The organism is Citrobacter sp. Marseille-Q6884 (assembly GCF_945906775.1).
In the GTDB taxonomy this organism is placed as follows: domain Bacteria; phylum Pseudomonadota; class Gammaproteobacteria; order Enterobacterales; family Enterobacteriaceae; genus Citrobacter.
In genome coordinates this window covers 36,934-50,225 of record NZ_CAMDRE010000001.1, presented here as the reverse complement: position 1 = coordinate 50,225, position 13,292 = coordinate 36,934, and the positions used below count along the sequence as shown (strand labels likewise).

General features: G+C 53.8%; 14 protein-coding genes. 5 read left to right on the top strand and 9 right to left on the bottom strand.

Annotated features, from left to right (window positions below):
• Positions 1–46 precede the first annotated feature (46 nt).
• Both norW and norV read right to left on the bottom strand, forming a co-directional pair.
• Positions 47–1,180, bottom strand: a complete 1,134-nt coding sequence (gene norW, locus N7268_RS00285; protein ID WP_260861382.1) for an NADH:flavorubredoxin reductase NorW — start codon at positions 1,178–1,180, stop codon at positions 47–49.
• Positions 1,177–2,625, bottom strand: coding sequence for an anaerobic nitric oxide reductase flavorubredoxin (gene norV, locus N7268_RS00280; protein WP_260861381.1), 1,449 nt, complete (start codon positions 2,623–2,625; stop codon positions 1,177–1,179). The genes norW and norV overlap by 4 nt, the downstream gene beginning before the upstream one ends.
• A gap of 189 nt (positions 2,626–2,814) precedes the next feature.
• Here norV and norR point away from each other — a divergent pair, with 189 nt between their 5' ends.
• Complete coding sequence (gene norR, locus N7268_RS00275) at positions 2,815–4,332, top strand: nitric oxide reductase transcriptional regulator NorR (protein WP_260861380.1); 1,518 nt, start codon at positions 2,815–2,817, stop codon at positions 4,330–4,332.
• Here the strand turns inward: norR and gutQ are convergent.
• The 7 genes from gutQ to srlA form a co-directional block, all read right to left on the bottom strand.
• Positions 4,329–5,294 carry an arabinose-5-phosphate isomerase GutQ gene (gutQ, locus tag N7268_RS00270; RefSeq protein ID WP_198906158.1) on the bottom strand — a complete coding sequence of 322 codons (966 nt, stop codon included), beginning with the start codon at positions 5,292–5,294 and terminating at the stop codon, positions 4,329–4,331. The two genes, norR and gutQ, sit on opposite strands and share 4 nt — an antisense overlap.
• The gene (locus tag N7268_RS00265; RefSeq protein WP_198906159.1) at positions 5,287–6,060 is read right to left on the bottom strand and encodes a DNA-binding transcriptional repressor; all 774 of its coding nucleotides are present in this window, start codon (positions 6,058–6,060) and stop codon (positions 5,287–5,289) included. The genes gutQ and N7268_RS00265 overlap by 8 nt, the downstream gene beginning before the upstream one ends.
• Positions 6,061–6,255: 195 nt before the next feature.
• A complete protein-coding gene (gene gutM / locus N7268_RS00260; RefSeq protein WP_260861379.1) occupies positions 6,256–6,615 on the bottom strand; it encodes a transcriptional regulator GutM in 360 nt (119 codons plus the stop codon).
• Positions 6,616–6,707: 92 nt separating this feature from the next.
• A complete protein-coding gene (gene srlD / locus N7268_RS00255) occupies positions 6,708–7,487 on the bottom strand; it encodes a sorbitol-6-phosphate dehydrogenase (RefSeq protein ID WP_260861378.1) in 780 nt (259 codons plus the stop codon).
• A 17-nt stretch (positions 7,488–7,504) separates the two neighbouring features.
• The gene (srlB, locus tag N7268_RS00250) at positions 7,505–7,867 is read right to left on the bottom strand and encodes a PTS glucitol/sorbitol transporter subunit IIA (protein WP_260861377.1); all 363 of its coding nucleotides are present in this window, start codon (positions 7,865–7,867) and stop codon (positions 7,505–7,507) included.
• A gap of 13 nt (positions 7,868–7,880) precedes the next feature.
• Entirely contained in the window at positions 7,881–8,852 is a 972-nt protein-coding gene (locus N7268_RS00245) for a PTS glucitol/sorbitol transporter subunit IIB (RefSeq protein ID WP_260861376.1), read from the bottom strand.
• Complete coding sequence (srlA, locus tag N7268_RS00240; protein WP_003825953.1) at positions 8,849–9,412, bottom strand: PTS glucitol/sorbitol transporter subunit IIC; 564 nt, start codon at positions 9,410–9,412, stop codon at positions 8,849–8,851. Before srlA ends, N7268_RS00245 begins: the two co-directional genes overlap by 4 nt.
• 262 nt (positions 9,413–9,674) lie before the next feature.
• On the opposite strand from srlA, the gene mltB reads away from it, so the two are divergent.
• The 4 genes from mltB to recX all read left to right on the top strand — a co-directional run bounded on the left by mltB (position 9,675) and on the right by recX (position 13,167).
• Positions 9,675–10,754, top strand: coding sequence for a lytic murein transglycosylase B (gene mltB / locus N7268_RS00235; protein WP_260861375.1), 1,080 nt, complete (start codon positions 9,675–9,677; stop codon positions 10,752–10,754).
• 188 nt (positions 10,755–10,942) lie between these two features.
• A complete protein-coding gene (gene pncC, locus N7268_RS00230) occupies positions 10,943–11,440 on the top strand; it encodes a nicotinamide-nucleotide amidase (RefSeq protein ID WP_198906165.1) in 498 nt (165 codons plus the stop codon).
• A 92-nt stretch (positions 11,441–11,532) separates the two neighbouring features.
• Positions 11,533–12,597 (top strand): recombinase RecA, encoded by a 1,065-nt coding sequence (recA, locus tag N7268_RS00225; RefSeq protein ID WP_198906166.1) that lies wholly within the window; start codon positions 11,533–11,535, stop codon positions 12,595–12,597.
• A gap of 69 nt (positions 12,598–12,666) precedes the next feature.
• Positions 12,667–13,167, top strand: coding sequence for a recombination regulator RecX (recX, locus tag N7268_RS00220; protein ID WP_260861374.1), 501 nt, complete (start codon positions 12,667–12,669; stop codon positions 13,165–13,167).
• Positions 13,168–13,292 lie beyond the last annotated feature (125 nt).

Below are 13,292 nucleotides of genomic sequence, written 5' to 3'. Positions count from 1 at the left end.
GTATTGCCGGGGGGCGACGCAAAGCGTTTTATCCGGCACCACGAACTTAGACGGGCAGCGTTTTCAGCAGCGCAAAGGCCTCTTTCATGCGATCTTCACTGACGACGAAGGCACACAATTGGCCTTCGTTGTTCATGCCCCTGGCAACCATCCCTTCAGCTTCGGTCGCAATGTGCCAGTTCAGATCCCGGCGCTGGGTTTCCCCGGCCAGATGTAATGGCAGCTCAGGCGTTTTGACTTTTACCAGCATGGCGGGCAGCTTCAGCGGGGTGTTGCCGCCGAGCAGATTTTTCGCCAGGTACATGGCACTCAACTGAATCGGCTGCAGGAACGGCAAAACCTGACCATTGATTTCCGCACAGTCACCGAGCGCGTAGATATCCGGGTGGCTGGTTTGCAGATAGCTGTTGACGCAAACGCCGCGATTGATGTTCACCCCAGCGCGTCGCGCCAGAGCCGTTTCCGGGCGCAGGCCGGTTGCGGCGATCACCGCATCCACCTCGACGCTGCGATGACGATCAAGCGTGGCGCGAATACCGGATTCTGTTTTCTCCAGCCCTTGTAACTGGGACTTCAGCAACAGATGTACACCGCTATCGGTCAAACGATGCTGCAAGCGGCTGCTGACTTCTGGCGGCATTAACGAGGCCAGAATACTGGCGGCGTTATCAATAAGCGTCACCGCTTTGCCCGCGCGGCAAAAATCCATTGCCAGCTCACTACCAATCAGTCCCCCGCCGACGATCAGCACGCGCTGTGCGTCACGAAGCTGGGTTTCACAGGCGCGATACTCCTGCTGACTATTCAGAGTAAGCATTAACTCACGTCCGGCAACTGGGGGCACAAAGGCCGAAGCCCCCGTAGCCAGAACCAGTTTGTCGTACTGCCACTGCTTGTCCTGGCTTTTCACGACGTGCATATCAGCATCGATATCGGTCACCCAGGTGTGTGGGAACAGGCGTAAGTTAAACTGTTCGGCAAACTCCCCCGCCGACTGGCGGGTGAGGTCGTCGGCACGCTGCGCCTGGCTGATAACGTGGCTGAGATCGGGCTTGTTGTACTCATCCATGCTGTCAGCGGCAATCAGGGTCAGCGGAACCGCTGCATCCTGTTTGCGGATATTTTTAACTAACTGTCGGGCGGCGAAGCCCGAACCAATAATGACAATTCCGCGGCTCATTTTGCCTCCGTTGCCAGTACGTCGAAGACGTCTTTACCTAATGAACATTCCGGGCACAGGAAGTTATCCGGCACGTCGCTCCATGGCGTACCCGGTGCAACATCCTGCAGCGGCTCGCCTTTAGCGGGATCGTAGATCCACTGGCAAACGCTGCACTGCATGCAAGGACCGAGGTCAGCGGCAGCCGCGGCGGCACAGGCGCACGCGTCTTCCTGCGGTGCGGTCTTTACGTGGGTTTCTGGCAGCGGAGCGAGCGCCCACTGACGTGCGATTTCGCGGCCGTGCTGGCGGCACAATTCCAGTGCGTCCAGATCCGGGCGCCATTTCGCTTTCAGGCTCAGCGACATCTCAAAGCCCGCGTCCTGCAGACGGGTAGACAGACGATCTACTGCACCGCCGCTCCAGCCGTGTGAACCAAATGCGCTGGCGCGTTTGTTACGAAAACGCAGACCGGTCATTTCTTCCACCAGACCCGCGATTTTCGGCATCATCACGTTATTCATCGTGGAGGTGCCGACCAGTACCCCTTTAGAACGGAAGACGTTTGTCAGCACCTCGTTTTTATCGCTGCGGGCGACGTTAAAGATTTTCACCGCCACGTTTGGGTCAACTTCGTTGATACCCTGAGCAATCGCATCGGCCATCATGCGGGTGTTATTGGACATGGTGTCGTAGAAAATTGTGATGCGGTCTTCCTGATAATCCGCCGCCCATTTCAGGTACATCTCAACGATCTGCGTCGGGTTGTCGCGCCATACCACACCGTGTGAGGTCGCAATCATATCGACCGGCAAATTGAAGCCGAGAATTTCGGTGATTTTCGGCGTCACCAGGCGGCTGAACGGGGTCAGGATGTTGGCGTAGTAACGCTGGCACTGTTCGAACAGTTCGGTCTGGTCAACTTCGTCATTGAACAGGCGTTCGTCGCAGTAGTGCTGACCGAAGGCGTCGTTACTGAACAGCACCGCATCGCCGGTCATGTAGGTCATCATGCTGTCCGGCCAGTGCAGCATCGGGGTTTCCACGAAGATCAGCTGCTTGCCGTTACCGATATCCAGTGAGTCGCCGGTTTTCACCACGTTGAAGTTCCATTCCGGGTGATGATGATGCCCGTTAATGGAATCAATGGCGTTATTGGTGCAGTAAATAGGGGTATCGGGAATGCAGGACATCAGCTCGGTCAGCGCACCAGCATGGTCTTCTTCTGCATGGTTAATGATGATGTAGTCAATATCCGCCAGGTCAATTTCACTGCGCAGATTCTGCACGAATTCACGACTAAACTTGTGGTCTACTGTGTCGATCAGGACATTCTTTTCTTCACGGATAAGATAGCTGTTATAGCTGCTGCCGCGCAGCGTTTTGTATTCGGTTCCGTGGAAATCACGGACTTCCCAGTCACGTTGGCCAACCCAATGAATGTTATTTTTAACCAGAATAGACATAGCAACCTCAATAATTAATTCAGCGTTTCTCAAAAAGATATTTTGCTTATTGCAGGTTGTGTGCCAACCTTTTATCTAATTGATATATATGGTTTTTAATTTATTTGCTCATTAAGTGGTAGTCAAAATGACTATGATGTTTATAGTCAATATGACAATATGCATTGTCAAAATGACCATGAGGTAGCGATGAGCTTTTCAGTTGATGTCCTGGCGGGAATCGCCATTGAATTACAAAGCGGTATTGGACATCAGGACCGTTTTCAACGCCTGATCACCACGTTGCGTCAGGTGCTGGAGTGTGACGCTTCAGCACTGCTGCGCTACGAGTCCCGACAATTTATTCCGCTGGCGATAGATGGGCTGGCACAGGACGTTCTTGGACGACGCTTTACGCTGGAGGGGCATCCGCGTCTGGAAGCGATTGCCCGTGCCGGGGATGTGGTGCGTTTCCCTGCCGACAGCGATTTACCCGATCCTTATGACGGGCTGATCCCGGGACAGGAGAGCCTGAAGGTGCACGCCTGCATCGGGTTGCCACTGTTTGCCGGGCAAAACCTGATTGGGGCGCTAACGCTGGATGGTATGGAGCCTGACCAGTTCGATGTGTTCAGCGATGAAGAACTCCGCCTGATTGCCGCGCTGGCGGCGGGCGCCCTGAGTAATGCGCTCCTGATTGAACAACTGGAAAGTCAGAATATGCTGCTTGGTTCATCCACCGCCTTTGAGCAGATAACAGAAACGCAGATGATTGGCTTGTCGCCCAATATGACGCAGCTGAAAAAAGAGATTGAGATTGTGGCGGGCTCCGATCTCAACGTGCTGATTAGCGGCGAAACGGGAACCGGCAAAGAGCTGGTGGCAAAAGCTATCCATGAAGGCTCGCCGCGAGCGGTGAATCCCCTCGTATACCTGAACTGCGCCGCGCTGCCGGAAAGCGTGGCGGAAAGCGAACTGTTTGGTCATGTGAAAGGGGCATTTACCGGGGCTATCAGCAATCGTAGCGGCAAGTTTGAAATGGCGGACAACGGTACCCTGTTTCTGGACGAGATTGGCGAGCTTTCACTGGCGTTGCAGGCTAAACTGCTGCGCGTGTTGCAGTATGGGGATATCCAACGTGTCGGGGACGATCGCAGTCTGCGCGTGGACGTCCGTGTGCTGGCGGCCACCAACCGCGATTTGCGTGAAGAGGTGCTGGCCGGGAACTTCCGTGCCGATTTGTTCCATCGTCTGAGCGTTTTTCCGCTTTCTGTGCCGCCGCTGCGTGAGCGTGGTGACGATGTGGTTTTGCTGGCCGGATATTTTTGTGAACAGTGCCGACTGAGACTGGGGCTTTCCCGCGTGGTGCTAAGCCCTGGCGCACGTCGTCATCTGTTGAGCTACGGTTGGCCGGGAAACGTGCGTGAACTGGAGCATGCGATTCATCGCGCGGTAGTGCTGGCAAGAGCCACCAGGGCAGGCGATGAAGTGGTGCTGGAGGCGCAGCATTTTGCCCTGCAGGACGATGCGCATTTACCGCAAACGGACGTTATTGCGGATATCCCCCAACATCACAACCTGCGTGAGGCCACGGAATCCTTCCAACGGGAGATGATCCGCCGGGCGCTGGCACAACACAATCACAGCTGGGCAGCCAGTGCGCGGGCGCTGGAAACTGACGTCGCCAACCTGCACCGGCTGGCGAAACGTCTGGGGCTGAAGGATTAGAGAATGCCGGCCTGATAGAAATCCTGCAGGTTGATAGCGCCGGTGAGTTTGCCGTTTTCATCCACGACAGGTGCCGCGGTGATTTTGCGCTTCATCAGGATCTCTTTGGCGTCAATCGCGCGGCTTTGTGCCTGCAACGTGACGCCATTAGGGGTCATCGCATCGCTAACCGGAGTGGTGAGCGCGCCGCCGCCAACCAGCCAGCGACGCAGGTCGCCGTCAGTGAAGACGCCTTTCACCAGTGACTCGTTGTCGCAGACCGCCACCAGGCCAAGTCCCGTTCGGCTGAGTTCCAGCATCGCGTCCATGACGCTGGTGGTGAGTGTCACCTGCGGTACGGCATCGTCACGGCGCATCAGGTGGTGAACCTTATTCAGCAGACGTGCGCCCAGCGCACCGGCCGGATGAGAACGTGCAAAATCTTCTTCATTAAAGCCGCGCGCCTGCATTACGGCGATGGCCAGCGCGTCGCCCATCATCAGCGTGTTAACGGTGCTGGAGGTTGGCGCCAGACGCATCGGACAGGCTTCGCGCTCCACAGAAATGTCCAGCACGGCTTTGGCGGCCAGGCCTAATGGTGAGGTGGGCTTGCCGGTCATCGCCAGCAGGGCGACAGATTTGTCTTCCAGACGCGGAATGATGAGATCCAGCTCTTTTGCTCCCCCGGAGTAAGAGATAAACAGCATTACATCGCGGCTTTCGATCATCCCCAAGTCGCCATGCAGCGCTTCGGCGGGATGCACAAAAAAAGCCGGGGTGCCGGTACTGGCGAGCGTCGCGGCGATTTTTTTGCCAATATGACCTGACTTGCCAATACCCGAGACAATCACTTTGCCTTCGCAGTGGATGATCGTATTGGCGGCGCGGACAAAATCATCGCCCAGGCGTTCTGGCAATCGGCTGGCTTCCTGCAACTCCAGCATTAACGTCTGACGGCCCGCATTCAGTAGTGCATCACTCATGAGTTTCTCCGGTTATGATCACTTCAATCCCTTTTGCTTCCAGCGCCTGACGAAACGCGGGGTCGATACCCGTGTCGGTAATCAGTTTGTCGACGCTTTCCAGACTGCACACAACATTGGGGCTTTTGCGCCCGAATTTTGATGAGTCAGCCATTAGAATCACTTCGCGAGCGGCATTGCACATCGCTTTACTGACGCTAAACACCTCATTAAAGGTGGTCACGCCGGCATTGAGGTCAATACCGTCGGTGCCCATGAAGAGTTTATCAAAGCTGAACTGCTCAAAGGCGTTTTCTGCCAGTTGACCATGAAATGACGCAGATTTTTTGCGAAAGGTTCCGCCGGGCATCAGGATGGTTTGCTCGTTGTCCAGCTCAGAAAGGGCATTAACAATGTGCAGACTGTTGGTCATGACGGTGATGTTGCTAAAGCGGGTGAGCATCGGCACCATCTGCAATACAGTGCTGCCTGCATCCAGAATAATGGAGTCTCCATCGTGGATGTAACGGACGGCGGCTTCGGCAATCTGCTCTTTTTTATGCGTATTAATGAGCGTCTTGTGATCGATTGGCGGGTCGGATTCGTCCTTATTTAATACCACGCCACCATAGGTACGAATGACGGTTCCGGCATTTTCCAGAATGACCAGGTCTTTGCGAATAGTTGTGCCGGTGGTATCAAAGTAGTGGGCCAGTTCTTCAACCGAGCATTTTCCCTGCTTTTGTAGATGCTCCAGTATGGCAGCCTGACGCTGACGAGGTTTCATAGGCGTGATTACCCTGACTTATATATACCCGTCATACTTCAAGCTGCATGTGCGTTGGCTTTCCTCGCTCACACCAGTCACGTACTTATGTACGCTCCAGGGGATTCGCTGCGTCGCCGCCTTCCTGCAACTCGAATTATTTAGGGATAGGTTGCAAAATGATAATTTCGCAAGCTATTAGCATTCACAACGAAATTACCCATATTTCAGTTTAAGCGCCAATGATAGTGCATTCTGTGATAACGGATCATGGGGAAAGATCACATCAGGCTGTAAATCATCAAGATGTTTGCCCATTATCGTGGCAATTTTGCGTGGTCTGGCGAATACAGTAAGACCTTTCATAAATAATGTATCTGTAACCCGCAACTGCTCATCCAGTGCGATGGCGACGACCACACGTGGTTTAAAATGTCCGCCGGAACGACCCACGCCAACCCGACCTCGCTGACAGAGTTGATCAAACGCCCGGTTAAAGCGGGATATTTGCCAGCCACCGAGCGCCAGTTGCAGGCACCAGGCGATCGCGGCGACGGTAATCAGTGCGGAAACCATAATGTGCTCCTTATCGGTTTAGATTCCGGGTCGCACTGCATTTACCGGGCTTACATATTCTACGTTGGCCCGGTAAACGCAGCGCCACCAGGCTAGAACATCACCTGACCGCCAGTCACGTTGATGGACTGTCCGGTGCAGTAAGAGGCTTTCGGGCTGGCATAAAAAAGCAGCATGTTCAGCACATCCTGATAATCGCAACCGCGCTTGAGGGGAACCTTATCAATATAATACTGCTCCACTTGATCCGGCTTGAGGCCCAGTTTGGTGGCATACTGCGGCAGTAATGACTGGAACATCGGTGATTTCAGTAGGTTGCCGAGCATCAGCGAATGGACGGTAATGCCATATTCAGCGAGATCCAGCGCCAGTGACTGGGTTAAGCCCACGCCGCCAAATTTTGCCGCGCTGTAACCTGAATTGTGTTTACTGCCCACTTTCCCTGATTTGGAGTTGATCTGGATAATGCGTCCCTGAACGCCATCGCGGATCATCAGGCGTGAGAATTCACGTGCGCAGAGGAAGTAGCCAACCAGATTCACCTGCAGCGAGCGGTCGAAATCCCCAAGCTGAAAATCGCTGATAAACGCGGCCTTCGCGATACCCGCGCTGTAAACCAGCAAGTCAGTACGACCGAATATTTCATCCACTCCGCGCGACAGCGCCAGCACGCTTTGTTCGCTGGTGGCATCAGCGCCAAAACCGTACGCGGTACCTTCGCCAAACTCGGCATTAATTTCCTGCGCCACGTTGGCGGCTTTATCGCTTTGAATATCTACCACTGCGACGCGGTATCCTTCTGTAGCAAGCCCACGGCAAAGGAATGCCCCCAGGGTCTGGCCTCCACCAATGACAACGGCAACCTGATTCATCTTTATCTCCTTCAATCTTAAACAATAAACTTCAAAATACAGCCCGGCTCGATACCGTCTGGTACGGGGCCTGCAACGTGTACGGTGCCGGGGAATTCCGCTTCACTCAGTCCGTCAAAACGCAGGGTGATATGCCCCAGTTCACGTAAGTTGCGTTCTGCAACGCTGCCAACGGCCGTGACCGGGTAGTTATGCTGGCCCAGTTCAAACTGAATTCCTGCTTGCAGAGAACCGTTCAGTTCTCCGTGGGAATGTATGAAGCAAAACTCTTCGATATCTGCAGGCGCGCCTTCACGAAAGGTAATCATCATCTTGTCGCAGAGTGCATCCGGAGCGCTTTGGCCGATACGGGTGATAGTGGTCTGATAAATCACGGTCATTTTTGAGTGTCTCTTATTGGTAAATAAAGCCGGAAACAAACCAGGCGATGAGAACGGTAGGCGCGCCGGTCAGAAAACGACTTACCAGAACGGATGGCACACCGACGCGGACCGTGTCCTGACGCGCTTCGGCCAGTGACAATCCGACAGGAATAAAGTCGCACGCAGCCTGGGCGTTAATGGCGAACAGGGCGGGTAGCGCGAGATGCGGAGGAATGTTCCCTAAACCGATCTGTACGCCGATCAGGACACCGATAACCTGGGCGATGACCGCACCCGGGCCGAGGAAAGGCGACAGCAGCGGGAAAGAGCAGATCAGTGCCAGAGTGACCAGTCCCAGTGGATGGCTGGCCAGCGGTGCGAGTCCATGGGCAATCCAGTCCCCCAGACCAGAAGCCATAATGATGCCGATCAGCGCCGAGACGAACGCCATAAAAGGCAGAATCGTTTTCAGGACGGTATCGATAGTGTCGCGCCCGGCCTGGAACAGAACCGCAACGGCTGACCCCATTCCCATACCGACTTTTGCCAACAAACCGTCGCTTTGTTCGGTAATTTTCTTGCTGGTATCGTACTCGCGGCCTATGGCGCTGCTTGCTGGCTGTGGCGCGACAGATGCTTCACCGACAACGGTAATGTTTTCTTCTTTCACGCCAGAGACATAGATATCTTCGATAATGTACTGGGCCAGCGGACCTGATTTACCCGTGGCGTGAATATTTACCGTCGGTATACGACGTTTTGGATAGATCCCACAGCGCAGTGTGCCGCCGCAGTCGATGATCGCCACACCAATTTCGTTCTCCGGCGGCTCACCTTCTTTGAAGCCATCAACGGCCTGCCAACCGGTCAGATTTGCCAGCTTGTCAACAATTGCGGGACGAGTGCCGGCGGTAATATAGACAATTTTTTTACCAGGGGTTGCATCCAGCTCAAGCGGCCCGCCCCAGCCGCCGGTCCCTTTTTCAATACGAATTCGCGTCATGATGTTGCTCCCGCCAGATGTACCTTCTGCTCAAGTTGAATGCCCATTTTTTTCTCAAAGATGGCCGTGGTGAAATCGGTCACCCAGCCGCGGAAGAAGTTGGTCACCAGACCGACCAGCAAATAACTCACCGCCAGCGGGCCGAGTGGAAGCCCTAGTGTGGTCAGGCCACTGGCGATCCCCAGATAAACAAAGAGTTCGCCGGGGTTGATGTGCGGGAACAAGCCGTTCATTGAATGGCAGCTGTAAGAGGCGGCTGCGTAGTAGCTGGGTTTGTACTTTTCGGGCATAAAGCGACCCAGGCTCAGTGTCATCGGATTACAAAAGACAAATGTGCCGATGCACGGCAGCAGCAGATAGCGGGACAGCGGATTTCCGGCGCAGCGCTGGGCAAAACGTTCAATACGTTGCTGGCCGATAAAGTTAATCAGCGCATTCATGATGACCAGCAGGCTAATCAGCAGAGGAAGAATACCGGTCACCATGCCGGTAAACACCTCGCCGCCTTTCTGGAAAAGCCCGATAAACCACTCAGCACCCAGTGTGATGGTGTCGATCATTATTCTCTCCTGTAGGGGTTAATTAACTTGCCAAACGGTAACGCATTTTAATCGTTATGAAAGATTTAAAAGTGTTGTTTTGATCTCAAAATGAAAGATTATTATTTTATTGTGAAAGTTTTGCGTAAAAGGTCGCAAATATGCAGATAGAGGATGAAAGGGGGGCGTAAATTCTGTGACACAGAGCGACTACTGCTTCCTTGTAGGGCGGAGGATGCTTTACCATACTTCTCCCAGGCTGAATTTGTTTAATGGATGTCTCATGTTCAAGCGTCGTTATGTAGCGTTACTCCCCCTTTGTGTATTGCTCGCTGCCTGTAGCAGCAAACCTAAAACTTCAGAGACTCAAACGACAACGGGGACGCCATCCGGCGGCTTCCTGCTTGAGCCACAGCACAACGTCATGCTAACGGGCGGCGATTTCGCCAATAATCCGAATGCGCAGCAGTTCATTGAGAAAATGGTGAACAAGCACGGTTTTGACCGTCAGCAGTTGCAGGAGATCCTGTCGCAGGCCAAGCGTCTGGATTACGTTCTGCGTCTGATGGACCGTCAGGCACCGACGACTCAACCGCCAGCCGGACCTAACGGCGCGTGGCTCCGCTATCGCAAGCAGTTTATTACCCCGGATAACGTGCAAAACGGCGTCGCGTTCTGGAACCAATATGAAGATGCGCTGAATCGCGCGTGGCAGGTCTACGGCGTACCGCCGGAAATCATTGTCGGCATCATCGGGGTCGAAACCCGCTGGGGTCGTGTGATGGGGAAAACACGTATCTTGGATGCGCTGGCAACACTGTCGTTTAACTATCCGCGTCGGGCAGAATATTTCTCCAGTGAACTGGAAACCTTCCTGTTGATGGCACGGGATGAAAGCGATGACCCGCTGGATCTGAAAGGTTCCTTCGCAGGTGCGATGGGCTATGGTCAGTTTATGCCGTCCTCCTACAAACAATATGCTGTTGATTTCAATGGTGACGGGCATATCAACCTGTGGGACCCAGTAGATGCTATCGGTAGCGTGGCGAATTACTTCAAAGGCCACGGTTGGGTGAAAGGCGATGTGGTGGCGGTGCCGGCAAACGGTCAGGCGCCTGGTCTGGCGAATGGCTTTAAAACCCAGTACAGCATTTCTCAGCTTGCCGCTGCCGGTTTGACGCCGCAGCAATCATTGGGGAATCATCAGCAGGCTAGCCTGCTGCGTCTGGATATCGGTACCGGATATCAGTACTGGTACGGGTTGCCGAACTTCTACACGATAACCCGCTACAATCACAGCACGCATTACGCCATGGCTGTCTGGCAGTTGGGGCAGACTGTCGCGCAGGCGCGCGTACAGTAATTTGTTTCGCTCTTATCCGGTCAACGAGGCGAAATGCCTTTGTTGGCCGGATAACGTTACTATCCGGTGTGCTTTTTACCGCGCTAATCTATTTTCTGAATCCCCCTCGTAAATTGTTCTCTTCATCCCCATCTTGGTTGTGAAAGTGCTATCTTGTCCGGCATATTTTTTAACTGACAGAGGCTGAAATGACCGACAGTGAACTGATGCAGTTAAGTGAGCAGGTTGGGCTGGCGTTGAAAGCGCGTGGCGCTACGGTGACGACCGCGGAATCCTGTACCGGTGGCTGGGTGGCGAAAGTGATTACTGATATCGCCGGAAGCTCCGCCTGGTTTGAGCGCGGGTTTGTGACCTACAGTAATGAAGCCAAAGCGCAGATGATCGGCGTGCGTGAAGAGACGCTGGCACAGCATGGCGCGGTGAGTGAGCCGGTGGTGGTCGAAATGGCGATTGGCGCGCTAAAAGCCGCCCGTGCGCATTTCGCGGTTTCTATCAGCGGTATTGCCGGGCCAGAGGGTGGCAGTGAAGAGAAGCCCGTAGGTACGGTATGGTTTGCCTTTGCCAGCGCAAGCGGTGAGGGTATTACGCGTCGGGAATGCTTCAGCGGTGACCGCGACGCGGTGCGTCGGCAGGCGACCGCCTATGCGTTGCAGACCCTGTGGCAACAATTTCTACAAAATACTTGATACTGTATGAGCATACAGTATAATTGCGTCAACAGAACATCATCTTTCACGTTTCGCGGTTTAATCCGAAAGCGGCATGACAGGAGTAATTAATGGCTATCGACGAAAACAAACAGAAAGCGTTGGCGGCAGCGCTGGGCCAGATCGAAAAGCAATTCGGTAAAGGCTCCATCATGCGCCTCGGTGAAGACCGTTCCATGGATGTGGAAACCATCTCCACCGGTTCGCTTTCTCTGGATATCGCATTAGGCGCGGGCGGTTTGCCAATGGGGCGTATCGTCGAAATCTACGGGCCAGAGTCCTCCGGTAAAACAACCCTGACGCTGCAGGTCATTGCTGCCGCACAGCGTGAAGGTAAAACCTGTGCGTTTATCGATGCGGAGCACGCGCTGGATCCTATCTATGCGCGTAAACTGGGCGTCGATATTGACAATCTCCTGTGCTCCCAGCCGGACACCGGTGAGCAGGCACTGGAAATTTGTGACGCGTTAGCACGCTCCGGCGCTGTTGACGTTATCGTCGTTGACTCCGTGGCGGCGTTGACGCCGAAAGCGGAAATCGAAGGCGAAATCGGCGACTCTCACATGGGCCTGGCGGCGCGTATGATGAGCCAGGCGATGCGTAAACTGGCGGGTAACCTGAAGCAGTCCAACACGCTGCTGATTTTCATCAACCAGATCCGTATGAAAATTGGCGTTATGTTCGGTAACCCTGAAACCACGACCGGTGGTAACGCACTGAAATTCTATGCCTCCGTTCGTCTGGACATCCGTCGTATTGGCGCGGTGAAAGAGGGCGATAACGTGATTGGCAGCGAAACGCGCGTTAAGGTCGTGAAAAACAAAATCGCTGCACCGTTTAAACAGGCTGAATTCCAGATCCTTTACGGCGAAGGCATCAACTTCTACGGCGAGCTGGTTGACCTGGGCGTGAAAGAGAAGCTGATTGAAAAAGCCGGTGCATGGTACAGCTACAACGGCGAGAAAATTGGTCAGGGTAAAGCGAACGCGACTAACTGGCTGAAAGAAAACCCGGTTACCGCGAAAGAAATTGAGAAAAAAGTGCGTGAATTACTGCTCAATAATCAGGACGCAACGCCAGATTTCTCTATTGATGACAGCGGTGAAGACGTAAAAGAAACGAACGAAGATTTCTGATAATCTGATTCCATCGCATATAAAAGGGCTGCATATCATGCAGCCCTTTTCCATTTTCGAAGGTTCACTATGACAGATGCAACTCCCCGCCGATCCGCTTATTCCCGACTGCTTGACCGTGCAGTCCGCATTCTCGCCATGCGGGATCACAGCGAACAGGAACTGCGACGAAAACTGGCCGCACCGGTGATGGGGAAAAACGGACCGGAAGAAATTGACGCGACACCGGAGGATTACGACAAGGTCATCGCCTGGTGTATTGAAAGCCGCTACCTTGATGATGAGCGTTTCGTTCAGCAGTTTATTGCCAGCCGGAGCCGCAAAGGCTACGGACCTGCGCGGGTGCGCCAGGAATTGGGGCAGAAAGGGATCTCCCGTGAGGGGATTGAGCGCGCGATGCGTGATTGCGAAATTGACTGGGCGCGGCTGGCGCGAGAACAGGCAATCCGAAAATACGGAGAACCCTTGCCAGAGGCGTTCTCAGAAAAGGTAAAGGTCCAGCGTTTTTTGCTCTATCGCGGCTATCTGATGGAAGATATTCAGGCAATATGGCGAAATTTTGACGATTGAGCGCATACGGGATTTTACTTCCCAGTAAAGAAAACTTATCTTATTCCCACTTTTCGATTGCCAGAGGCGCAGATCGCGTGCCGATGCTGGTAATGACATTTCGTTAGCTTGATTTCTTCAGGATA